The following is a 21,652-nucleotide window of genomic DNA, read 5'->3' as shown; positions in this document are numbered from 1 at the left end:
AGATGGCCCGCCCATTCCTTGCAATGGAGATTGGAAAAGTCGGCGGGCCAGGGTCAAGCGAGACGCTTAGCGAATCGGAGGAGCGTACTGGAAGCCACCGGCGTTCCAAAGGGCGTTCACACCGCGCTCAATTTCAAGCGGAGAGCCCATGCCGACGTTACGTTCAAAGCTTTCAGCGTAGTTACCAACCTGGCTGATAATGTTGTAAGCCCAGTCAGCCTCTAAGCCCATGCCTTCGCCATAGTTACCGTCTTGGCCGAGCAGGCGAGCCACGTCCGGATTTTCAGAGTTGAGCATTTCCTCAGCATTTTCGCTGGTCACACCGTATTCTTCGGCGTTAATCATCGCGAACAGCGACCACTTAACGATGTTAAACCACGTGTCATCGCCTTGACGCACGACGGGGCCAAGCGGCTCTTTAGAAATAATCTCAGGCAGAATGACCGCGCCTTCGGGGTCGTCAAGCTGGATACGCAGCGCTGCTAACTGAGAGGTGTCGGAGGTCAATACATCGCAGCGCCCGGCCTGGAAGCCGCCAACGGTTTGCTCAGAGGTATCGAAAACGATGGGGTCAAATTCCATATCGTTGGCGCGGAAGTAATCGGCCACGTTCAATTCGGTAGTGGTGCCCGTTTGGATGCAGATAGCCGCGCCATCAAGTTCCATTGCACCGTTAATGCCAAGGTCGCGGCTAACCATAAAGCCGATACCATCGTAGAAGTTAACCCCTGCGAAATTTAGGCCCAGGGTGGTGTCTCGAGTAGTGGTCCAGGTGGTGTTGCGCGAAAGGACATCCACTTCGCCCGACTGCAGCGCGGTAAAGCGCTCAACGGCGTTAAGGGAGATATAGTTCACTGCGTCAGCATCGCCGAGAACCGCTGCGGCGACTGCACGGCATACATCAACGTCCAGGCCTTGCCAGTTACCGTCGCCATCCGGTGCAGAAAAGCCCGGCAGGCCGTCACTCACGCCACACTGAACGGCCCCGCGCTCGATGGTATCTTCTAAGACGTCTGCTTGAGCCGTTGCTATTCCCGCTAACGTCATTGAGCCAGCAGACGCTAGTAGCACGAGGTGTTTTTTGTTCAACATGTAGTTCCCCTTGAATCAATTAGAATCCTGAATTCCCAGAATCACGCATGCCAGAGCATGTAACTAAACCTAGCAAGTAAGATGCCAACAAGGGTACAGGCGCTAATTCAGCGCTTTTCAACGCTAATCAACGAATTCGAGACGAACGTCTAGGTGCAAAAAATGAGACTGCCCATTTGCTCTTGCACCTTTCTAGGGCAGAACAAGATGGGCAGTGGAAAACGAAGGGCTAAAAGGGCGTTATTTACTCGGCCGCGAATGCCTTGCGCATAAACGGCGGTAGCACGAGCGCGCCACGGTGGGCATCAACGCTGTAATACTCCAGCGGCAGGCAGTGGCTTGAGGCGTCCTGTTCGCGGAACGCATTAACGTCGATCGATTTACCGGCCAGCGTCACGCTCCACCAGCCTGAGGGATAAACCGGCTGCGGGAAGGGCAGCGTAGCAACGCTATCAAAGCCGGCTTCTTGCATATCGTGGCGCAGCTCGCGAATAATCGACCCGCTGTGATAAAGCGGCGACTCGCTCTGTTGCACCATTACGCCGCCACTTTTCAAAATGCGGTGACAGCGCTTTAGGAAGTCAGTTTTAAACAGCCCTTCGGCGGGACCAACCGGGTCGGTGGAGTCGATAATTAACACGTCGATGCTCTCATCCGGTGCATCGTCGACCCACTTCACTCCATCGGCGAAAAGCAGCTCGGCCCGCGGGTCGTTGTTCGACGCCACCAGCGTAGGGAAAAAGCGTTGTGATGCTTTGGTAACCTCTTCATCGATATCGATCTGGGTGACTTTTTCAACGCCAGGGTGGCGCAGCACTTCTTTTAAAGTGCCACAGTCGCCGCCGCCAATAATCACTACACGCTTAGGATCTTGGTGGGTAAACAGCGCCGGGTGCGCAATCATCTCGTGATAAAGAAAATTATCGCGATCCGTCAACATCACGCAGCCATCCAGCACCATTAAGTTGCCGTAGGTTTCGGTGGCGTAGACTTCCAAGTGCTGGTACAGACTCTGCACATCCAGCAACTTTTCAGAAATCTTCAGTGAGAAAGCACTGCCGTGGCTATCAAAGACTTCGGTAAACCACTGGTCGTCGCGTAATTCGCTCATCAATTGGCTCCTGGATGCGTGACGTTGGATGGGGTCGAAATATCCCGATGATACTGCGGACTTAGCTCGTGCAGCGCCTCCATGAAGGCAGTGACGTTATCCGGATTGGTAAACTGGCTAATACCGTGACCCAGATTAAAAACGTGGCCTGGGCCATGGCCATAGCTTTCCAGCACGCGGGCGACTTCGGTGCGAATCGCGGAAGGGCGGGCAAACAGCACGTTGGGGTCCAGGTTGCCTTGTAGCGCGACTTTATGACCAACGCGAGCGCGAGCATCGGAAAGCTCGGTGGACCAGTCGATACCCAGCGCATCGGCACCGGCGTCGGCGATGTGCTCCAGCCACTGGCCGCCGTTTTTGGTGAACAGAATCACCGGCACGCGGCGCCCGTCGTGCTCGCGGATCAGCCCTGCCACGATCTGCTTCATATAGCGCAGCGAAAACTCAAGGAAGGCAGGCGTTGAAAGCGCGCCGCCCCAGGTATCAAAAATCTGCACCGCCTGGGCACCCGCGCGAATCTGCGCATTCAGATAGTCGGTCACCGACTGCGCCAGCGTATCCAGCAGCTGGTGCAGAGTGTCTGGCGTGTCATAGAGCATGGTTTTCAAGTGGCGGAAATCTTTACTAGAGCTGCCTTCCACCATGTAAGTCGCCAGTGTCCAGGGGCTGCCAGAGAACCCGATCAGCGGCATGCGCCCGTTCAGCTCACGGCGAATAGTCGACACCGCGCGCATCACGTAATCTAGGTCGCGCTCGGCATCGGGCACGCTCAGCGCGTCAACGTCTGCCTGGGTGCGTACCGTTTTACGAAATTTAGGGCCTTCGCCAGTTTCAAAGTACAGGCCAAGCCCCATCGCATCCGGAATGGTTAAAATATCCGAAAACAAGATAGCCGCATCCAATGGATAGCGCTCCAGAGGCTGGAGAGTTACTTCGCAGGCCAGATCTTGATTGCGGCACAGGTCCATAAAGCTGCCCGCATCGGCCCGTCTGGCGCGGTATTCTGGCAGGTAGCGGCCAGCCTGACGCATCATCCATACCGGCGTGCGGTCCACGGGCTGACGCGCCAGCGCGCGAAGAAAACGATCATTTTTCAACGGTGTACTCGTCATAAACACTTGCTCTTAGGAAATTTGCCCGCATTGTATGGGGGTAATTGTACTTGAAGTTGTACTTGAAGATAGGCGCGAGAGCGGCTTACCGCGTGGCAAAATCGTCGCACCCAGCCAATTTTTCTCCGCTATTTAGCCGTCTAACCACCGTGAGGCGGGCGCCGCTTCCTGATAGAATACTTGCCTACTTTGCCAACACTGGTGTGGTTAACTGGTTTGGTTAATCAACGAGGTAACCTGTGACCATTCGCTTCATTGCCGCTTCCCGACTGCCCACGCCCTGGGCCACTTTTACTATGCATGGCTTCGAAGATGAGGCTACTGGCAAAGATCATATCGCGCTAACGCTGGGTGACGTGACCGGCGATGAGCCGGTACTTGGGCGCGTGCACTCTGAGTGTTTGACCGGCGATGCGCTGTTCTCAATGCGCTGCGACTGTGGCTATCAGTTGCAGGAGGCGCTCAAACGCATCGCTGAAGAGGGCCGCGGTGTACTGTTTTATCTGCGCCAAGAAGGACGCGGCATTGGGCTTTTAAACAAAATTCGTGCTTATAATCTGCAAGACCAAGGTGCTGACACGGTAGAAGCCAACGAGCAGCTCGGCTTTGGTGCCGATATGCGCCGATACGATCTGTGCGTACCCATGCTCAATCACCTAGGCGTTACATCGCTACGCTTAATGACCAACAACCCGCGTAAGGTTGACGCGCTCACCCGCGACGGTGTCAACGTAGTAGAGCGCCTGCCTATCACGACCGGCCTAAACCCCCATAACGAACACTATCTTTCGACCAAAGCGGGCAAGCTGGGTCACATGATGGCTCTGGATGATTTTACCCGCGCCAGCGATGTGGATATTGAGCGTAAAGGCTAGGTGAGCGGGCGGTATCAGGCTAAAAGTAGGGGCGCCATTGCTATGGCGTTAGCCCTTCTTACTCATCCGGTGAGAAGGGATAAACTTCATTTGATTCTGTCTTACCGTCGCGTTGACGCGCCCGAAGGTCTCGATAGACCGCGGTGCGCATAATCAGCATTGCCACGACAGGCGCTGTGAGCAAAATGAACGCGGTGATGAGTAGCTCGTGAATCACTAAGCGCGACTGCAGCGCGGTAAAGAACAGCATTGATGCGATTAAAATGCAGCCAGCGCCTAGAGTAACCGTGATCGCCGGGCCATGGATACGCTGAAAAAAGTGCGGCAAACGCACCAGGCCTATCGCGCCAATTAGTACTACCAGGCTGCCCAGCACCAGCAGCAGAGTGACGGGCAGGCTGACCCATAAGGGTAGGCTTGCAAAGTCAGGGCTCATTCGATCACCTCGCCGCGCATTAAGAATTTCGTGAGTGCCACCGTCGATACAAACCCCATCAATGCGATGAGCATGGCCGCTTCAAAATAAATCAGATTACCAAAACGCAGGCCTAGCGCTAACGCGAGCAGCATTGCGCACATCCATAGCGTGTCCAGTGCGAGCACTCGGTCTTGCGCGGTGGGGCCAAGCAGCAGGCGCACGACGCACAGCAGCATCGCCAGCAGGATACACACCAGCGTGAAGTTGATGGCTAACGATAAAAGGGCCGTCATTGGCGCGCGCTCCTATACATTGTCGAAGATCTCAATCAACGGTTTCTCGTAGCGTGTCTTGATGGTGTCGACCCACCATTGGGCGTCGTGAAGATCAAACACATGCAGCACCAAATCATGGGTGTCGGGTAAAATTTCTACCCACACCGTACCCGGCGTAGAGTTAATCAGACACGACAGCAGCGCTAAGCCGTGAGAATGCTTCAAGTCCAGCGGCACTTTAATAAACTGTGAATTAAGCCCTTGAGGCTTGGTTAGGAGAATGATCCGGCTCACGTTGAAGCAGGAGCGAATAATCTCTATTAGCGATAGCGTCAACAGGCGCGCCATCACCAGTGGCTTTCTAAACGGTACCGGCGTCATCGGGCGCAGCGGCTTGGTCATTAAGGGCGCGGCAATCGCAAGTAGTGAGCCAAGCAGAATCTGGGCGGGCGCTACGCTCTGGTTGAGCATTAGCCACATAGCCAGCAGGGCAGCGGACAGCATCGGCGAGGGTAGCCAGCGGTGCAGGCTCATGTGCGTTCTCCCAACGGCTCTTGGGTGATCACCGGGGCAGACTCAATGCGCTCAATATACAGGCCCGGTTGATGAAGCGGCTCAGCGCTACGCTCCAGATAGGCCACGGTAGGCCCCGCCTGGGCGGTTAGCAGCACGCAGAGCAGCAGCAGTGCAGTGATGGGTGCCACCTCCGAGCGCTGTAAGTGCGGTGCCGTGGTGTGTTTAGTGGCCCAAAAGGTGCGCACGCCAAAGCGCATCAGCGAAATAATGCCCGCCAAACCTGAAAGCACTATCAGCGTCAGTAGCAGCCAGGTCACCATGCCGGTCGACATTCCTTGTGGATTGAGCAAGGTATGCATCAGGCCAAATTTCGCCACAAAGCCCGATAGCGGCGGCAAGCCGGTGATCACCAGCGCGCATCCGGCGAAGGCGAGCCCTAAAAACGCCAGCGCGCCTGGAATAGGTACACCCACCGGCTCGTCAGGCTTGTCATCAACGGCAAAGGCCTCCATGGTAAGCGCGAGCATCGCCGCGCCGGGCGTTCTGATCCGCTCAACCAGCTCAATTAGCAGCAGGAACGCCGCGACGGCGAGCGTCGAGCTAATCATATAAAACAGCGCAATGTTGATGAGTTCGGGCTGCCCGTAGCCTACCGCTGCTAACAGCGTGCCGGACGAGATGACCGCAGCATAGCCGGCCATACGGCCTGGCTCTTGGCTGGCCAATAACCCAATGGTACCGAATGCCAGCGTTGCGAGCCCGCCCCATAGCAATAGATCGAAGCCAAAGCCTGCCGCCGGACCATCCGAGAACAGCAGCAGCCACAGACGCAGCAGTACGTACACGCCAATCTTGGTCATCAGTACCATCATCGCGGCCACCGGCGGCGATGCGGCTGAATAGGTGGTGGGTAGCCAGAATCCCAGCGGCCACATAGCGCTTTTGGTCAAAAAGGCGAGCGCTAGAATAACAACGCCAATTTTCAGCAGCACCAGGTCTTCGGCGGCTAACAGATCTAAACGCGCGGCGAGGTCGGTCATGTTTAAGGTGCCGGTCGTTGCGTAAATCAGCGCCACTCCTATTAAGAAGCAGAACGATGCCAGCAAATTGACCACGATATATTGCATGCCCGCACGGATGCGCCGGGTGTTGTAGCCGTGCAGCACTAACCCGTAGGAGGCTGCCAGCATGACCTCAAAAAAGACGAATAGATTGAACAGGTCATTGGTCAGAAAAGCGCCATTAATGCCCATTAATAAGAATTGAAACAGCGAGTGAAAGTGAACGCCGATACGGCTCCAGCGCGACATCGAAAACACTAACGAGGCGATTGCCAGCACTGACGTCAGCAACATCATCACCGCGGTCAGCCGGTCGACCAGCAGCACAATACCGAAGGGCGCCGCCCAGTTAGCTGAGAGATAAATGCCAATGCCGTTGGGCCAGTATTCGCGGTCAGACAGGTAAAGCAGCACCAGTGAAATTACTAGCAAAGAGACGGTGCTGACAAGATTAATAAGAAACTTACGCTCATGGCGTCGCTCGTTAATCAAGATCAGCAGTGCGCCGCATAGCAAGGGTACTAATACCGGGGCAAGGATGAGGTGTTGAACCCACGGTAGGCTCATTTATCCATCTCCTTACCATCGACATGGTCCGTGCCGGTTAAACCGCGTGCGCCGATCATCACTACTAGATAGAGGGCGGTGGTCGCAAAGCCGATGACAATCGCCGTTAACACCAGTGCCTGCGGCAGCGGGTCAGCGTACAGCGAAGGGTCAATTGCGCCTTCACCTAGCGTCAGCGGTGCTTGATTGATCGAGAGGCGGCCCATAATGAAAATAAACAGGTTTACCGCGTAGGAAATGAGCAGCAGGCCGGTAATGACCTGGAAAGAGCGTGGGCGCAGGATCAGCCAGACGCCAGCGCCAAACATGATGCCAATGGCAATCGCTATGACGGCTTCCATCAGTTGGCCTTCTTGTTGATAACGGGGGCGGTGTTACTAATGGGCAGACGATGGCTACGCACCGATTGGTGAGCCAAAGCCACGAGAATCAAGATTGTTGATCCTACCACTACGCCAAAGACGCCTAAATCGAAAACAAAGGCGCTGGGTAGGTGAATCTCGCCCAGTATCGGCAGCGTCATATGGGCAGTGTGCGTGGTTAAGAAGGGGTAGCCAAACAGCCAGGACCCCAGCCCCGTTGCGCAAGCTATGATTAATCCAAACGCAATCCAGCGGTGTGGCTGTAAGCGCAGATGTTTTTCTACCCAGGTCGTGCCGCCCAGCATGTACTGAACAATAATAGCGACGGCAAACGTCAGCCCCGCAACGAAACCACCGCCGGGAAGATTATGGCCACGAATAAAGAAGTAAGCAGCAATGACCACCATGATAGGAAGCAGCATGCGCAGGTAAACGGCGGGCACCATTAAATAGCCGCTTTCCACTTGCTTTAAGGGCGTTTGGCCGGCGGCGGGGTCAATATTATTGGTTTGTTGCGCCGGAATTGGCAGGCTTTCCGGTGCAGGGCGAAAGCGCCGCAGCAGGGCGTATACCGTCAGCGCTACCACGGCGAGGACGGCGATTTCGCCTAACGTATCGAAGTTACGGAAATCCACCAGCAGCACGTTAACCACATTGCTGCCGCCGCCTTCGCTCAGCGCGCGCGTCATGAAGAAATCAGAAATGCTGCCCACGGGTACCGAGCGCACCAATACCGCATAGCTGACAATACTCATACACAGGCCTGCGGCCACGGCGACCACCATATCCCGCGAGCGTCTAAACCACGAAAGGCGCGTGGCTCGCATGTTGAGCTCTTTGGGAGTAATCCGCGCAGGCAGCCAGCGAAGGCCAAGCAGAATTAGTACCGTCGTGACGGTTTCGACCATAAGCTGGGTCAGGGCGAGATCGGGCGCCGATAGCCAGAGGAAGGTCATGCTGACCACGATGCCGACACCGCCCACCAAGCTGAGCGCTGCTAAGCGGTGATATTTAGCTTGCCAGGCGGCTGCCACGGCACACATTGCGCCAATCACCCACAGGCCGGCGAACAGCGGGGAAAACTCGCCGTTGGCTGAAAAGGTCAGCAATGAAACAGGCCTCACGATCAGCAGCGGCACCACTAATAGCAGCGTAATCATGAGCAGTAACTGCGGCTGTACGCGCCGCGTACTCAATAGCTTTTCAAGCAGCGAGGCGCTGGAGGAAATCCTCAGCATCGTGTTTTCATAGGCTTGTTTGCCATTAAAACGATAGAGGAACGGCACGCGGTTGGACTGGATCAAACCGTGGCGTGTGCGAAGCCAGATATAAAACAGTATGCCCCCGCCTAGCGCCATCACGCTCATTAGCAGCGGCAGGTTAAAGCCGTGCCAAACGGCAAGACTGTAATATGGCGTTTGCTCGCCGAGTACTGAGACTACCGCCGTGTTGAGGAATGGCCCTACGCTCAAACCCGGAATTACCCCGACTACTAGGCAGCAAAGTACCAAGAACTCTACCGGGAAGCGCATCCAACGCGGGGGCTCGTGCGGCGTACGTGGCAGATCGGTTGCCAGCGTGCCAAAAAACACATTAATGAACCGCAGTGAGTAAGCAACGCTGAAAATGCCCATTAACACGGCCGCAGCGGACATGCTCCAGTTGCGGGCTGACCCCACTGCCAACGCCTCGGCGAAAAACATTTCTTTAGAAAGAAAGCCGTTAAGCAGCGGCACACCGGCCATGGCCGCACTCGCAACAATCGCCAAGGTGGCGGTGTACGGCAGCACTTTAAAAAGTCCGCGCAAATGGCGCATATCCCGAGTGCCGCTCTCATGGTCGATAATACCCGCCGCCATAAACAGCGATGCTTTGAACGTAGCGTGATTAAGCGTGTGAAACAGCGCAGCGACCATTGCCAGCGGCGTGCCAATGCCCAGCAATAGGGTAATGAGCCCCAGGTGGCTGATCGTTGAGTAAGCCAGCAGGCCTTTGAGATCGTGCTGAAAAATGGCGGTAAAGGCACCAATGAGTAGTGTGCAGAGTCCTGCGCCACCAATGATTAATGTCCACTCAGGCGTTCCTGAAAGAGACGGCCATAAGCGCATCAATAAAAACACGCCGGCTTTCACCATCGTCGCCGAATGCAAAAAAGCCGAGACGGGTGTCGGCGCCGCCATGGCGTGAGGTAGCCAAAAATGGAACGGGAACTGAGCGCTTTTTGTCAGCGCCCCTAACGCGATTAAAATCAGCGTGGGTAAGTACCAAGGGTGCGCACGAATCAGATCCCCTGATGCCAGCACCACATCTAATGAATAGCTGCCAACGATATGGCCAAGCATCAGTACGCCGACCAACAAGCAAAGCCCACCGGTGGCCGTCACGGTAAACGCCATGCGCGCACCGCGCCTTGCATCTGCACGGTGATGCCAGTAGCCAATGAGTAAGAAGGAAGTCAGGCTGGTCAGCTCCCAAAACACAACCAGCTGGATAAGATTACCCGATAGCACCACGCCGAGCATGGAGGCCATAAAGGCTAATAAGAAAGAGAAAAAGCGCGGTACGGGGTCATTGGCGGACATGTAATAACGCGCGTAAATGACCACCAGTACGCCGATGCCTTGAATCAGCATCGAGAACATCCATGCCAGGCCATCCATGCGAAGAATGAAATTTAGCCCGTAATCGGGCATCCACTCAAGCTGATAGCGGACCACGTCGCCAGCGCCTAGTTCTCCAGTGCTTAGTTCACCAAGGCCTATCTTAGTATAGAGATAGGCAGTGATGAGTAACCCTACAAAGGCAATGCCACCGGCTAGCCATGCTTCACGGTTACGCGCATTGGTCGGCATGAACGCGGCGATTATACTGCCAACTACTGGCATTAGGATGAGTAACAGTAGCAGCATAGAGCTCCGTAAAAGGTAATTAATCGTAGGGCGGGAGGGCTAAATCGAGGGCAGTAATGCACCAAAGTGAGTGAATATGATAGCGACTTTAATGTTGAATTTACGTGATCACGTAATGATGCACAAGGGAAAATGTGCGGTTTTACGCACACATTTTAAGGCAAGCAAACGATCGCAGCGTACACGGCTTGGCTGTTTTATGGGGCTGAGATACCCCTAATAAGCTGCCTGCCTTTCCAGCGGTCACCTCGCCAGAAAGGCAGGTCAGGACGTTAAGCCGCGTTTTCTTCGCGGGCTATAGCGCGCGCCATAGCAGGGCGCTGAATATGGCGTTCGCGATAGGTTATTAGCGTGTCAGGTAAGCGGTGTTTCATTCTGATTGCCCACGATAGAGTGTGGGTTAAAAACAGATCGGCGAGTGTGAACGACTCACCGACCAAGTTTTCCTGACCGTTATAGCGACGCTCTAAAGCGGCCAGCGCACGCTGAAATTCCCAGGCGCACACCGGTAGAATCGCGGGAACACGCTTATTATCGGGCAGTGCAAACTTGTGCTTGGCTTGATTCCAAAGCGGCTGCTCAATTTCCGTCACGATAAAGCTGAGCCACTGGTCGACCTGAGCGCGAGCAGTTGGATCATTAGGCAGCAGCGTGCCGTTGCTATATGTTTCCGCCAAATAACGGCAAATCGGCGCAGATTCAAATAAGTGGACGTCACCATCCTCAAGCGCAGGCACCTTCCCATCAGGGTGGCGCGCCAAATGCTCGGCCGTTTGGCCCTCGCCTTTATCTAGCGCTATGTGTTGGCATTGATACTCAACGCCAAGCTCTTCAAGAGTCCACGACACACGCAAAGAGCGCGATTTTGGAAAACTGTATAGCGTTATCATAGCGTACTCCTGGCGACAACAGTGATAGCGTAAATCTAGCGGATGTGAATAACGCTGTCGATGGTCTACGTCTATGCGCTATCGCGGGAGGCGCGAATACGCTCGTAGGCGTTGCCAATTTCGCTAGTGCGCGCCTGTGCAACGTCGCGCATGCTTTCTGGCAAGCCTTTGCCCGCGAGTTTGTCGGGGTGGTTTTGGCTCATTAAGCGGCGATAAGCTTTCTTGATCTCGGCATCGCTGGCGTCTTCAGAAACGCCCAGAACACGGTAAGCATCTTTAAGCGCTTCTTCGCTGGCGCCTTGGGAGTTCGCGGCAGCACCGTGCAGCATCGCTTCTATCTGCTGAACTTCGGCTTCACTACAGCCCACTCCGCGAGCAACGCGTAGAATCATTTCATGCTCGGCAGGATGCAGAACGCCGTCGGCTGAGATAGCGGTGAGCTGAACCTGGATAAAAACCTGACGCAAAACGGGCTGACGCAGAGTCAGGCGATTAACCGCGGCCAGCTCAGCGTCTAAGTTGAAGTCAGCGGCGCGGCCCCGCTCGAAGGCGGCACGCGCCTTGGCACGCTGCTCGCCTTGTAGCCGCATCTGATCAAAGAGCTTTTCGGCAACGCCCAGCTCGCCTTCGGTGACTTTTCCGTCGGCTTGGCACAGGCAGCCCATGACAGAAAAAATTGACTCCAAAAAGCCTTCTTGAATGCGCACGCGGGCGCCGTTTAAGCGGCGGCTGAGCCGCTGCCCCGCCCACCAACCCAGACCGCCACCAACCAGCAGTCCAACCGGTCCGCCAAACGCCAGGCCGATTAGGCTGAAAATGATAATAAGTAATAGCATAGAAATCTCAAAGTAGTTGAAAGATAAGGGCTTAAGGCATATTGGTGCGGCGAGCGATCTGCTTGCTTAGTGTCGGTCAGTGACGGCGCGCATCGCGTATGGCGGCACTGCGCGTTCACTACTTGACCAGACGGCGCTTTTGGTCGAACGTAACGCACTATAAGGAAGCAGGCTAATGACTAACACGATGCCTCCTTCCCTTCTGTATGGAGACGCACGATGTCCTCGCCGAATCCGGGTGCCCCAAAAGGCTCTAAGGTACACGATCCCAAGGTTTTTGAGTATCACAACCCGGCTGGGAGCTGGGGCGCGCTTAAAGCCGTTACCAAAGATTCATGCCAAGAGCGTTCGGCGTTGGTTCTGTGGCCGCCCTCAGAAAAGGGCGTTTCCAGCGCGCTGTTAGCTAGAGGTTTGGGCATTGAGCATGCGCTTATCCGTCGCGCCTGCACCACGCTTGAAGAGGCGGACTGGGTTCATGCCCGGCTCGCCGGTGGGGCAAGCTCGGCGCTGCGGGTGATGTTGATTAAACCGCTTCCCGCAATGGGCTAAGTCAGCGGCTTAGACACGCAGCGGTTGCTATGGCTGCCGCTGGCGAATGGCGGCTTCGATGCCCTCGGCGTCCAGGCCGCAGTCGTGCAGCAGCTGGTCGGGCGTGCCGTGCTCGATAAAGGTATCCGGTAGGCCGAGATTTAATACTTCTATCTGCACGCCTTCGGCATGCAGCAGCTCGTTAACCGCGCTGCCTGCACCGCCAGCCACAACGTTCTCTTCCAGTGTAACCAGCAGTTCGTGTTCATCAGCGGCGTGAAGCACTGCATCGCGATCCAGCGGTTTAATCGAGCGCATATTGATGTGCGTCGCGTTTAAGCGTTCGGCAATCTCGGCAGCAGGGCCGTTTAAGCTGCCAAAAGCGAGCAGGGCGATGCGCACGTCGTCGTTAGAAGATTGGCGGCGGATTTCTGCTTTGCCAATCGCTAGAGGCTCAAGGTGCGTTGGAATATCGACACCCGGACCGGTGCCGCGCGGGTAGCGTACGGCGGCAGGGCCGGGGTAGTGATAGGCAGCGCTGAGCATGGCGCGACATTCGGCTTCATCCGCCGGGGCAAGAATCACCATGCCCGGCACGCAGCGTAAGAAGGAAAGGTCCATGCTGCCGTGATGCGTGGGGCCATCTTCGCCTACCAGGCCCGCCCGATCAATGGCGAAGGTGACGTCCAGGTTTTGGACCGCCACATCGTGAATTAACTGATCATAGCCGCGCTGCAGAAAGGTCGAGTAAATGGCAACGACGGGCTTCATGCCCTCGCAGGCCATGCCCGCCGCTAGCGTTACGGCGTGCTGCTCGGCGATCGCGACATCGAAATAGCGCTCCGGGTACTGCTTAGAGAAGCGAATTAAGTCGGAGCCTTCACGCATCGCGGGAGTAATCGCCAACAGGCGCGAATCGTGAGCGGCCATATCGCAAAGCCAATCGCCGAACACATTGCAGTACTTTTTCTTAACGACGCTTTTCGGTAGCGGTGCTTGCTTGAGCGCTGCGCTGGGTTTTTCGAGTTTGGTAATCGCGTGATAGCCAATCTGATCCGCTTCAGCCGGTAAAAAACCTTTGCCTTTTACCGTTTTAATATGCAGAAACTGCGGCCCATCAAGGTCACGCAGATTCTCAAGAGTCTCGGTGAGCGCACCAAGGTCGTGGCCATCGATGGGGCCTACGTAGTTAAAGCCCATCTCTTCAAACAGCGTGGCGGGGCTGACCATGCCTTTCATGTGCTCTTCTGTGCGTCGGGCAAGTTCTAGTGCGCCGGGCAGATGTGAAAGCACTTTCTTGCTCTCTGCGCGAATCTTGAGATAGGGCTTGCTGGAGAGTACCCGGGCGAGATAGGTGGCCATGCCGCCAACGTTCTCGGAAATCGACATTTCGTTGTCGTTGAGCACCACAAGCAGGTTGGCATTGACGTGGCCTGCATGGGCAAGGGCTTCAAACGCCATGCCTGCCGTTAGCGCACCGTCACCAATAATCGCACAAACGCGCCGCTGGCTGCCCTGTGCTTTGGCGGCTAATGCCATGCCGAGCGCTGCTGAAATAGAGGTGCTGGAATGCCCCACGCCGAAGGTGTCGTACGCAGATTCGGCACGGCTAGGGAAGGCCGCTAAGCCGCCGTGCTGGCGAATGCTGAGCATCGTCTCACGACGACCGGTAAGAATTTTGTGCGGGTAGGCCTGATGGCCAACGTCCCACACCAAGCGGTCGTCCGGCGTATGGAAGGCGCGGTGCAGCGCAACGCTGAGCTCGACAACGCCAAGCCCGGCGCCAAAGTGGCCACCAGACACGCCTACGCTATACAGCAAATAGGCGCGCAGCTCGTCGGCCAGTTGGGCGAGCTGGTGCGCGTTCATTGCCCGCAGCGCAGCCGGGTGATCAAAAGAGTCGAGCAGCGGCGTTGCAGGGCGCTCACGGGGAATCTCGTCGAACAGCTTCATGGGCATGTTTTCATAGACATAGTTTGCATAGACATAGTTTGCATAGACATAGTTTGCATAGACATAGTTTAGTGGTCACGCTCGATCATGTAGTGGGCAAGATCGGCCAGCGGTGCAGCACGCTCCCCCAGTGGGGCAAGCGCGGCAATAGCTTCGTCGATCAGGCTTTGCGCTTTACGCTGTGCGCCTTTTAAACCCAGCAGGCTGGGATAAGTGGGCTTGGCACGTGCGGCATCGGCGCCTGACGTTTTACCTAGGGTAGCGGTGTCACCGGTCACGTCCAGTATGTCGTCGTGAATCTGGAAGGCTAAACCAATGGCGGCTGCGTAACGAGTTAACGCGCTTAAGCGTGGGTCGTCTTCATCAACCGCCACAAGGCCGCCTAGGCGCACGGAGGCAATGATCAGGGCACCGGTTTTATGGGCATGCATGTGGGCCAGCGCATCGACATCCGGATGACCACCGACCGCATCTAGATCCAGCGCTTGGCCGGACACCATGCCATCGCGCCCCGAGGCGCAGGCCAGCGTATATACCAAATTACCAAGCCGCGGATGCGACGTGCTGGCCAGTACTTCAAAGGCCAGCGCCTGCAGCGCATCCCCGGCGAGAATCGCGCTCGCCTCATCGAAGGCTTTATGCACGGTGGGCTGGCCGCGACGCAGGTCGTCATCGTCCATGGCGGGCAGGTCGTCATGAATCAACGAGTAGGCGTGAATCAGCTCAATCGCCGCAGCTGGGGCATCCAGCGCGTCGTCTTTTGCGCCTAGCGCGCGGCCCGCCATATACACCAGCAGTGGGCGCAGGCGTTTTCCGCCAGCTAGCAGGCCATGGCGCATGGCGGCCTCCAGCCGAGGAGCGACCGCCGATCGATTATCATCCTGTCGATCATCAAACAATGCCGCTAAGGTCGCATCTACACGGGCAGTGCTAGTACGGCGTAAAACGGCAAGCTGGCTAGACTGCGTGGTTACCATGGAGGCGTCTCCTTGCTGTCTTCCTCGGCGTCGTCCTTGAGATCGTGCTTAGCATCGTCAGGGCCAGCAAAGGGTGTCACGTTTAAGCGTCCTTCGCGGCCTTCACTGAGTGCCCGCACTTTAAGCTCAGCGGTATCCAGCCGCTGTTGAGCATCACGAGTTAATCGCACGCCCTGCTCAAATGCCGTCAGCGCATTTTCCAATGAGAGCTCGCCTGATTCTAGGCGTTCGACGATGGTTTCGAGTTGCTCAACCGTCGCGGCAAAATCCTGCGGAGATGATGTGGTGTCGCTCATTGGGGTGCCTGCAAGCCGATATTTTTAAATATAGGTACATAGTATACACCGACGCCTGGGGGGGGCGTCTGCCTTTCCATATACGCGAAAGGCGACGACTTGCGACAGATTCATCGTTAGCACGCACACTTTTCATCATCTTGAACCGGTCTGAATGGGATGAGCTGTGCTAGGATATGGGCCTTCCGTGAACCGATACACGGCGCATGCCGCCGCCCATTAGAGGTTGATTCAGCCATGGCCAAAACGTCCCTGGACAAGAGCAAGATCAAGATCCTGCTACTCGAGGGCGTCCACCAAAGCGCGGTGGACAATTTTCACACATCAGGTTACGCCAGCATTGAGCATCTGCCGACGTCGCTGGATGAAGACGCGCTGATCGAGAAGATCCGCGATGTGCACTTCATCGGCATTCGCTCGCGGACGCAGCTGACTGAGCGCGTTTTCGAAGCGGCAGAGAAACTGGTGGGCGTTGGCTGTTTCTGTATCGGCACCAACCAGGTCGATTTGACGGCAGCATTGAAGCGCGGCATCGCGGTGTTCAATGCCCCGTACTCCAATACACGCTCCGTGGCTGAACTGGTGCTGGCAGAAGCGATTATGCTACTGCGAGGCATTCCTGAGAAAAACGCTCGTGCCCACCAGGGCGGCTGGCTGAAATCAGCGAAAAATTCTCACGAAGCCCGCGGTAAAACGCTGGGTATCGTGGGCTACGGCAGCATCGGCGCGCAGCTCTCTGTGCTGGCCGAATCACTGGGCTTTAACGTTATTTTTTATGATGTGATTGCTAAGCTGGGCATGGGTAATGCCAGCCAAGTAGGCAGCCTTGACGAACTGCTGGGGCGTGCAGATGTGGTCAGCTTACACGTGCCCGATCTTGCCTCAACCCGTTGGATGATCGGCGCGAAAGAGATTGCGGCCATGAAGCAAGGCGCAATCTTTATCAATGCTGCGCGCGGCAGCGTGGTAGAAATCGAACCGCTGGCGGATGCGATTAAAGCGGGCAAATTGAACGGTGCGGCGATTGACGTCTTCCCGGTTGAGCCGAAAGGTAACAACGAGGAGTTCCAAAGCCCGCTGCGTGGTCTAGAAAACGTGATTTTGACGCCGCACGTGGGCGGCTCAACCCTGGAAGCTCAGGAGAACATCGGCATTGAAGTGTCAGAAAAACTGATTACGTATTCTGATAACGGCACCACCGTGACCTCGGTTAACTTCCCCGAAGTGGCGCTGCCCGCGCATCCAGACAAGCACCGCCTGCTGCATATTCATGACAACGTACCGGGCGTGCTGTCGCAGATTAACCGTGTGTTGTCTGAAAATGGCATCAACATCTCCGGTCAGTATCTGCAGACCAATGAGAAAGTCGGCTATGTGGTCATCGATGTCGATAAAGCCTACGGCCCTCAAGCGCTGGAAGCATTGAAGCAGGTAGATCACACGCTAAAAATTCGTGCGCTCTACTCGTCTCACAACAGCTAGCGCTTAGCAGTACAAGCCACCGCATAAAAAACGGCGCCTCTTTTGAGGCGCCGTTTTGGTTGGTGCAGGCTATTAAATCAGGTCAAACAGCAGCACTTCGCCCGCTTCTTTACCGGTGAGGGTAATCGCCTCTTCCGGCTGGAAAGCGGCCGCGTCGCCGGCGCCGAGCGTTTCACCGTTAATCTCCATAGTGCCGTTAACAACGTGTAGCCAGGCGTGACGAGTGGGTGGTGTAGTCGTGCTTTCCCCTGCCGCGAACAGCCTTGCATAAAGGTTCACGTCCTGGTTAATGCTCACAGACCCATCGTGGCCTTCTTCAGAAGCCACCAGACGCCATTTTCCCTGCCGCTCAGTCGTCGGGAAGGCTTTCTGCTCGTAGCCGGGGGCAATGCCCAGCTGCTTTGGCTCAATCCATATCTGCAGAAAATGCAGGTCGGATTGCTCAGAATGGTTGAACTCGCTGTGCTGCACACCGGTGCCTGCCGACATGCGCTGCACGTCGCCTGGGCGCATCACTTCACCGTTGCCCATATTGTCTTTGTGCTCCATTTCTCCTGCCAGCACGTAGGAGATAATCTCCATGTCCCGGTGGGAGTGAGCGCCAAAGCCATGGCCGCCCGTCACGCGGTCTTCATTGATAACGCGCAGGGCACGAAATCCCATGTGCTTTGGATCAACGTAGTTGGCGAAGGAAAAGGTATGATAAGAGCGTAGCCAGCCGTGGTCAGCGTAGCCACGCTCATTAGAACGACGAATAATCATGGTGTTCTCCGCAAGTTGCGTGAGGGAATAGTGACAATATACGCCTCACAGCGGCTTTGTGTGATGAAGCTTTCAGTAAGGTTGTGTCGAATAAATCGACGTTTTCCGGCGCAGATTGCGCTAAAATATTCGCGTCTTTTAACCCGGTCCGCCCTTTGCGAGGGCGACTACCTGGAGCTTTGCATGTCTGTATCCACCCCGACGTCTACCTCAATGCCGCCCACCGTGGTCGCGGCGCTGTATAAATTTGTCACCCTGAACGACTTTGAAGCACTGCGTGATCCGCTGCACCAAACAATGCTGGATAACGGCGTAACGGGCACCTTGCTGCTTGCTAAAGAAGGCATCAACGGTACGGTCGCCGGCAGTCGTGCCGGCATTGATGCGCTGCTTAGCTGGCTGACTGCCGACTCGCGCCTGGCTGACATTGATCATAAAGAGTCTTACTGCGATGCAACGCCGTTCTATCGCACTAAGGTGAAGCTCAAAAAAGAGATCGTGACGCTAGGCGTGCCGGATATTGACCCCAACGACACCGTCGGCACCTACGTTGAGCCAGAAGACTGGAACGCCGTTATTGCCGACCCGGAAGTGTTGGTGATCGATACGCGCAATGACTATGAAGTGGCCATCGGCAGCTTTGAGCGTGCTATAGACCCGAAAACCACGACTTTTCGGGAATTCCCTGAGTACGTGCGCGAGCACTACGACCCTGAGAAGCATAAAAAAGTGGCCATGTTCTGCACCGGCGGTATTCGCTGCGAAAAAGCCTCGAGCTTTATGCTTAAAGAAGGCTTTGAAGAGGTTTACCACTTAAAGGGCGGCGTGCTGAACTACCTGGAGAAAGTCCCTGAAGAGCAGTCGCTGTGGCGCGGAGAGTGCTTTGTGTTCGATAACCGCGTCACGGTACGCCATGATTTAAGTAAAGGTGAGTTTGAGCAGTGCCACGCCTGCCGTATGCCGATCTCTGCCGACGACATGCAGTCATCCACCTTTGAGCCCGGCATTAGCTGCCCCCACTGTATTGATTCGCTGCCCGAGAAAACCCGCGCCGCTGCGCGCGAACGCCAGCGCCAGATTGAGCTTGCCAAGGCGCGTGGCGAGCCCCACCCCTTAGGGCGCGACACGCGCAAAATGAAGAAGTAGCGACCAATACGCGCACCTTGTGCGCTAGACTGATGGGCCATGTGCTACTCAAATTGGAGTTCATCATGCCCATCATCTCTACCGGCTCATCGTATGCAGGTACCTCTGCCTCCCTTCTGCAACGCAGTGACCATCTAGGCGTCACAACGCTAACCATGCGCGCGCCTGAGCGTTTTAATGCGCTCTCTGAAACCATGCTGCAAGCCTTTCAGCAGGCGTTAGCCGAGATTGCCGACGATAGCAGCGTACGCTGTGTCGTGATCGCCGCAGAAGGCAAGGCCTTTTGTGCCGGGCATGATTTAAAGCAGATGCGCGCCAACCCCAATAAAGCTTACTACCAGGCGCTGTTTGCCCGCTGTAGCGAGGTAATGCAGGCCATTGTTAACCTGCCTGTGCCGGTGATTGCTAAGGTCCAGGGCATTGCCACTGCCGCTGGCTGCCAACTGGTGGCGTGCTGCGATTTGGCGGTCGCTGCGCGCAGCGCTCGTTTTGCCGTGTCGGGCATTAGTGTGGGGCTATTTTGTTCTACGCCCGCCGTGGCTCTGTCGCGCAACGTGGCGCGTAAACGCGCCATGGAAATGCTGCTCACCGGCGATTTTATCAGCGCCGAGCAGGCGGCCGAGTGGGGGCTGATTAACCGAGTGGCCGAAGATGACGCGTTGGATGAAGCTCTTGCGGCATTGACCACGAGCATCTGTGCTAAAAGCGCCGTGGCGGTGCGTACCGGCAAAGCAATGTTTGCTCGCCAGCTTGCCATGCCGCTTGATGAGGCTTATGCGTTTGCGGGTGAAACGATGGCCTGCAATATGCTGGCCGAGGATGTGGGCGAAGGCATTGATGCGTTTATCGGCAAGCGGCCACCGCAATGGCAGCATCGTTAACGTTACGCTGCTGCTTTAGTGGAATTCGTTTCCGTAAACGCGACAGCGGTCGCATTGGCACGTTATCCTGATGCCCTGTTTATGTTTAGAAATAGTATGTGTAGAAATAGTGTTTTCAGGAACGGTATTTTCCGAAATGCTGTTTTCAGGGACGGCGTCTTCAGGAAAGGCGCTTTTAAGATAGTCTTTTAAAATCGTTTTTTAAGAGAGCCTTTTAGGAGAGAGCCCGGTGAGTGAAGCCAAACGCAGGACGGTCGGTCGTCCGGCGAGTACCGCCAAAGCCAGCGGGGGCCATAGCCAGTCGCTAGTACGTGGCTTAACGCTGATGGAGCATCTCGCGGCCAGCCCGCTAGGCTTAGCGCTGTCAGAAGTGGCAGAGATGGCTGAGCTTGCGCCCTCGACGACCCATCGGCTGCTACAGGCGCTACAAAGCCAAGGCTTTGTGACGCAAGAAAATGAGCAAGGTCTATGGCGGATCGATGTCAAAACCTTCCGTATCGGCAACAGCTTTTTGGAAGCGCGCGACGTAGTAGCGACCAGCCGACCATTTTTGCGTCGGCTAACGGCTGAAACGGCCGAAACCGCTAACGTGGGCATTCGCGATGGGGCAACGGCCGTATTTCTTGCCCAGCACGAGTCGCCTCAGATGATGCGCATGATTACTCGTCTGGGCTCGCGTGCGCCGCTGCACGCCTCGGGTGTGGGTAAAGCGCTGCTGGCGTGGATGCCCGATGATGAGCGCCTGCAACTGCTGGAACAAGGCGAGCTTGTACGAGTGACAACGAATACGCTCTATCAGCCCGACACGCTGCAAGCCGAGATGGCGAAAATTCGCGCGCAGGGCTTTGCCTGTGACCGCGAGGAGCATGCCATTGGCCTGCACTGTGTGGCTGCCTGTGTGTTTGATGAACACGGCACACCGATGGCGGCGATATCCGTTTCAGGCCCGATGGCAAGGATTCCCGAGGCGCGTTTGCTGACCTTGGGCGAGCTAGTTCGTCAAACTGCCGATGAAATTACCCAGCAGTTGGGCGGGCAAGTGCCGCGCTAGCGTAGGCATACCGAGGCTATGATTGTACAACGATGCTGAGCCTATTTTTTGTCGCCTTGGTGAGCGCTACGCTGTTACCGGGTGGGTCTGAGGTGTGGCTAGCACGGCTTTGGTGTGTGGGTGAGCCGCCGCTGGCGCTGTGGTTCGTGGCGACAGCGGGCAATACGCTGGGCAGCATGATCAACGTTGCGATGGGGCGCTATGCTCGCCGGTTTCAAGACCGCCGCTGGTTTCCGGCATCGCCACGTAGCCTGGCCCGCGCCGAGGGTTGGTATCATCGGTTTGGTGAAATGAGCCTACTGGTGTCATGGGCGCCGATTATCGGTGATCCGCTCACGGTTCTCGCCGGCGTGTTTCGGCTGCCCTGGTGGCGGGCGTTAGCATGGATTGTGGTTGCCAAAGGCGCTCGTTACGCACTGGTGCTGCTATTGGCGAATCAATGGCTGGCACCGTACTGTCAGTGAAACACCTTGTTAATCAAGTCGTGTTACCCTGTACAGCTTTATAATCGGCTGAGTTGTTAGTGCCAGCAATATCGGTTGCGTAACACAC

22 protein-coding genes are annotated in these 21,652 nt (G+C 56.0%); 7 read left to right on the top strand and 15 right to left on the bottom strand.

The annotated features are described in order from the left end of the window. Positions 1-66: 66 nt before the first annotated feature. The 3 genes from ACTH5D_RS00870 to hemE all read right to left on the bottom strand — a co-directional run bounded on the left by ACTH5D_RS00870 (position 67) and on the right by hemE (position 3,315). On the bottom strand, positions 67-1,092 hold the full coding sequence (locus ACTH5D_RS00870; RefSeq protein WP_096277163.1) for an amino acid ABC transporter substrate-binding protein: 1,026 nt from the start codon (positions 1,090-1,092) through the stop codon (positions 67-69). A gap of 244 nt (positions 1,093-1,336) precedes the next feature. Next, complete coding sequence (speE, locus tag ACTH5D_RS00865; protein ID WP_441667773.1) at positions 1,337-2,203, bottom strand: polyamine aminopropyltransferase; 867 nt, start codon at positions 2,201-2,203, stop codon at positions 1,337-1,339. Further along, the gene (hemE, locus tag ACTH5D_RS00860) at positions 2,203-3,315 is read right to left on the bottom strand and encodes a uroporphyrinogen decarboxylase (RefSeq protein WP_441667772.1); all 1,113 of its coding nucleotides are present in this window, start codon (positions 3,313-3,315) and stop codon (positions 2,203-2,205) included. Before hemE ends, speE begins: the two co-directional genes overlap by 1 nt. Before the next feature lie 239 nt (positions 3,316-3,554). On the opposite strand from hemE, the gene ribA reads away from it, so the two are divergent. After that, entirely contained in the window at positions 3,555-4,190 is a 636-nt protein-coding gene (ribA, locus tag ACTH5D_RS00855) for a GTP cyclohydrolase II (protein WP_441667771.1), read from the top strand. Between the two features lie 58 nt (positions 4,191-4,248). Here the strand turns inward: ribA and mnhG are convergent, their stop codons facing one another. The 8 genes from mnhG to djlA form a co-directional block, all read right to left on the bottom strand. Continuing rightward, a complete protein-coding gene (gene mnhG / locus ACTH5D_RS00850) occupies positions 4,249-4,626 on the bottom strand; it encodes a monovalent cation/H(+) antiporter subunit G (protein ID WP_441667770.1) in 378 nt (125 codons plus the stop codon). Next, the gene (locus ACTH5D_RS00845) at positions 4,623-4,901 is read right to left on the bottom strand and encodes a K+/H+ antiporter subunit F (RefSeq protein ID WP_441667769.1); all 279 of its coding nucleotides are present in this window, start codon (positions 4,899-4,901) and stop codon (positions 4,623-4,625) included. Before ACTH5D_RS00845 ends, mnhG begins: the two co-directional genes overlap by 4 nt. Before the next feature lie 12 nt (positions 4,902-4,913). Further along, positions 4,914-5,417, bottom strand: a complete 504-nt coding sequence (locus ACTH5D_RS00840) for a Na+/H+ antiporter subunit E (RefSeq protein ID WP_441667768.1) — start codon at positions 5,415-5,417, stop codon at positions 4,914-4,916. Further along, positions 5,414-7,027, bottom strand: coding sequence for a monovalent cation/H+ antiporter subunit D (locus ACTH5D_RS00835; RefSeq protein ID WP_441667767.1), 1,614 nt, complete (start codon positions 7,025-7,027; stop codon positions 5,414-5,416). The genes ACTH5D_RS00840 and ACTH5D_RS00835 overlap by 4 nt, the downstream gene beginning before the upstream one ends. After that, positions 7,024-7,368: a Na+/H+ antiporter subunit C gene (locus ACTH5D_RS00830; protein ID WP_096277176.1), complete on the bottom strand. Its 345-nt coding sequence runs from the start codon at positions 7,366-7,368 to the stop codon at positions 7,024-7,026. The genes ACTH5D_RS00835 and ACTH5D_RS00830 overlap by 4 nt, the downstream gene beginning before the upstream one ends. Further along, the gene (locus tag ACTH5D_RS00825) at positions 7,368-10,298 is read right to left on the bottom strand and encodes a monovalent cation/H+ antiporter subunit A (RefSeq protein WP_441667766.1); all 2,931 of its coding nucleotides are present in this window, start codon (positions 10,296-10,298) and stop codon (positions 7,368-7,370) included. Before ACTH5D_RS00825 ends, ACTH5D_RS00830 begins: the two co-directional genes overlap by 1 nt. A gap of 272 nt (positions 10,299-10,570) precedes the next feature. Continuing rightward, positions 10,571-11,188 (bottom strand): glutathione S-transferase family protein, encoded by a 618-nt coding sequence (locus ACTH5D_RS00820; protein ID WP_441667765.1) that lies wholly within the window; start codon positions 11,186-11,188, stop codon positions 10,571-10,573. Between the two features lie 71 nt (positions 11,189-11,259). Next, positions 11,260-12,024, bottom strand: a complete 765-nt coding sequence (djlA, locus tag ACTH5D_RS00815; protein ID WP_096277183.1) for a co-chaperone DjlA — start codon at positions 12,022-12,024, stop codon at positions 11,260-11,262. Between the two features lie 219 nt (positions 12,025-12,243). Here djlA and ACTH5D_RS00810 point away from each other — a divergent pair, with 219 nt between their 5' ends. Further along, on the top strand, positions 12,244-12,573 hold the full coding sequence (locus ACTH5D_RS00810; RefSeq protein ID WP_441667764.1) for a hypothetical protein: 330 nt from the start codon (positions 12,244-12,246) through the stop codon (positions 12,571-12,573). 27 nt (positions 12,574-12,600) lie between these two features. Here the strand turns inward: ACTH5D_RS00810 and dxs are convergent, their stop codons facing one another. The 3 genes from dxs to ACTH5D_RS00795 form a co-directional block, all read right to left on the bottom strand. Continuing rightward, positions 12,601-14,511 carry a 1-deoxy-D-xylulose-5-phosphate synthase gene (dxs, locus tag ACTH5D_RS00805; protein ID WP_441667763.1) on the bottom strand — a complete coding sequence of 637 codons (1,911 nt, stop codon included), beginning with the start codon at positions 14,509-14,511 and terminating at the stop codon, positions 12,601-12,603. Positions 14,512-14,573: 62 nt separating this feature from the next. After that, on the bottom strand, positions 14,574-15,482 hold the full coding sequence (locus tag ACTH5D_RS00800; protein WP_441667762.1) for a farnesyl diphosphate synthase: 909 nt from the start codon (positions 15,480-15,482) through the stop codon (positions 14,574-14,576). Next, positions 15,476-15,778: an exodeoxyribonuclease VII small subunit gene (locus ACTH5D_RS00795; protein WP_441667761.1), complete on the bottom strand. Its 303-nt coding sequence runs from the start codon at positions 15,776-15,778 to the stop codon at positions 15,476-15,478. Before ACTH5D_RS00795 ends, ACTH5D_RS00800 begins: the two co-directional genes overlap by 7 nt. Before the next feature lie 237 nt (positions 15,779-16,015). Here ACTH5D_RS00795 and serA point away from each other — a divergent pair, with 237 nt between their 5' ends. Further along, positions 16,016-17,260, top strand: a complete 1,245-nt coding sequence (gene serA / locus ACTH5D_RS00790; protein WP_441667760.1) for a phosphoglycerate dehydrogenase — start codon at positions 16,016-16,018, stop codon at positions 17,258-17,260. Positions 17,261-17,332: 72 nt separating this feature from the next. On the opposite strand, the gene ACTH5D_RS00785 is transcribed toward serA, so the two are convergent. Continuing rightward, positions 17,333-18,022, bottom strand: a complete 690-nt coding sequence (locus tag ACTH5D_RS00785; protein WP_441667759.1) for a pirin family protein — start codon at positions 18,020-18,022, stop codon at positions 17,333-17,335. Positions 18,023-18,205: 183 nt separating this feature from the next. On the opposite strand from ACTH5D_RS00785, the gene trhO reads away from it, so the two are divergent. The 4 genes from trhO to ACTH5D_RS00765 all read left to right on the top strand — a co-directional run bounded on the left by trhO (position 18,206) and on the right by ACTH5D_RS00765 (position 21,564). Next, a complete protein-coding gene (gene trhO / locus ACTH5D_RS00780; RefSeq protein ID WP_441667758.1) occupies positions 18,206-19,168 on the top strand; it encodes an oxygen-dependent tRNA uridine(34) hydroxylase TrhO in 963 nt (320 codons plus the stop codon). 65 nt (positions 19,169-19,233) lie between these two features. After that, positions 19,234-20,049 carry an enoyl-CoA hydratase gene (locus ACTH5D_RS00775; RefSeq protein ID WP_441667757.1) on the top strand — a complete coding sequence of 272 codons (816 nt, stop codon included), beginning with the start codon at positions 19,234-19,236 and terminating at the stop codon, positions 20,047-20,049. A gap of 229 nt (positions 20,050-20,278) precedes the next feature. Next, complete coding sequence (locus ACTH5D_RS00770; RefSeq protein WP_441667756.1) at positions 20,279-21,100, top strand: IclR family transcriptional regulator; 822 nt, start codon at positions 20,279-20,281, stop codon at positions 21,098-21,100. Between the two features lie 32 nt (positions 21,101-21,132). Next, positions 21,133-21,564, top strand: coding sequence for a YqaA family protein (locus tag ACTH5D_RS00765; RefSeq protein WP_441667755.1), 432 nt, complete (start codon positions 21,133-21,135; stop codon positions 21,562-21,564). Positions 21,565-21,652: the final 88 nt, after the last annotated feature.

The organism is Halomonas sp. (assembly GCF_052095695.1).
GTDB lineage: Bacteria > Pseudomonadota > Gammaproteobacteria > Pseudomonadales > Halomonadaceae > Vreelandella.
The sequence above is the reverse complement of the archived record's forward strand: the minus strand, read 5'-3'. Positions and strand labels throughout refer to the sequence as shown.

Bases quoted from the DNA above. Each gene is read 5' to 3' on its own strand.
- ACTH5D_RS00870 (WP_096277163.1), bottom strand. From the start codon at position 1,092: ATGTTGAACAAAAAACACCTCGTGCTACTAGCGTCTGCTGGCTCAATG.
- speE (WP_441667773.1), bottom strand. From the start codon at position 2,203: ATGAGCGAATTACGCGACGACCAGTGGTTTACCGAAGTCTTTGATAGC.
- hemE (WP_441667772.1), bottom strand. From the start codon at position 3,315: ATGACGAGTACACCGTTGAAAAATGATCGTTTTCTTCGCGCGCTGGCG.
- mnhG (WP_441667770.1), bottom strand. From the start codon at position 4,626: ATGAGCCCTGACTTTGCAAGCCTACCCTTATGGGTCAGCCTGCCCGTC.
- ACTH5D_RS00845 (WP_441667769.1), bottom strand. From the start codon at position 4,901: ATGACGGCCCTTTTATCGTTAGCCATCAACTTCACGCTGGTGTGTATC.
- ACTH5D_RS00840 (WP_441667768.1), bottom strand. From the start codon at position 5,417: ATGAGCCTGCACCGCTGGCTACCCTCGCCGATGCTGTCCGCTGCCCTG.
- ACTH5D_RS00835 (WP_441667767.1), bottom strand. From the start codon at position 7,027: ATGAGCCTACCGTGGGTTCAACACCTCATCCTTGCCCCGGTATTAGTA.
- ACTH5D_RS00830 (WP_096277176.1), bottom strand. From the start codon at position 7,368: ATGGAAGCCGTCATAGCGATTGCCATTGGCATCATGTTTGGCGCTGGC.
- ACTH5D_RS00825 (WP_441667766.1), bottom strand. From the start codon at position 10,298: ATGCTGCTACTGTTACTCATCCTAATGCCAGTAGTTGGCAGTATAATC.
- ACTH5D_RS00820 (WP_441667765.1), bottom strand. From the start codon at position 11,188: ATGATAACGCTATACAGTTTTCCAAAATCGCGCTCTTTGCGTGTGTCG.
- djlA (WP_096277183.1), bottom strand. From the start codon at position 12,024: ATGCTATTACTTATTATCATTTTCAGCCTAATCGGCCTGGCGTTTGGC.
- ACTH5D_RS00810 (WP_441667764.1), top strand. From the start codon at position 12,244: ATGTCCTCGCCGAATCCGGGTGCCCCAAAAGGCTCTAAGGTACACGAT.
- dxs (WP_441667763.1), bottom strand. From the start codon at position 14,511: ATGCCCATGAAGCTGTTCGACGAGATTCCCCGTGAGCGCCCTGCAACG.
- ACTH5D_RS00800 (WP_441667762.1), bottom strand. From the start codon at position 15,482: ATGGTAACCACGCAGTCTAGCCAGCTTGCCGTTTTACGCCGTACTAGC.
- ACTH5D_RS00795 (WP_441667761.1), bottom strand. From the start codon at position 15,778: ATGAGCGACACCACATCATCTCCGCAGGATTTTGCCGCGACGGTTGAG.
- serA (WP_441667760.1), top strand. From the start codon at position 16,016: ATGGCCAAAACGTCCCTGGACAAGAGCAAGATCAAGATCCTGCTACTC.
- ACTH5D_RS00785 (WP_441667759.1), bottom strand. From the start codon at position 18,022: ATGATTATTCGTCGTTCTAATGAGCGTGGCTACGCTGACCACGGCTGG.
- trhO (WP_441667758.1), top strand. From the start codon at position 18,206: ATGTCTGTATCCACCCCGACGTCTACCTCAATGCCGCCCACCGTGGTC.
- ACTH5D_RS00775 (WP_441667757.1), top strand. From the start codon at position 19,234: ATGCCCATCATCTCTACCGGCTCATCGTATGCAGGTACCTCTGCCTCC.
- ACTH5D_RS00765 (WP_441667755.1), top strand. From the start codon at position 21,133: ATGCTGAGCCTATTTTTTGTCGCCTTGGTGAGCGCTACGCTGTTACCG.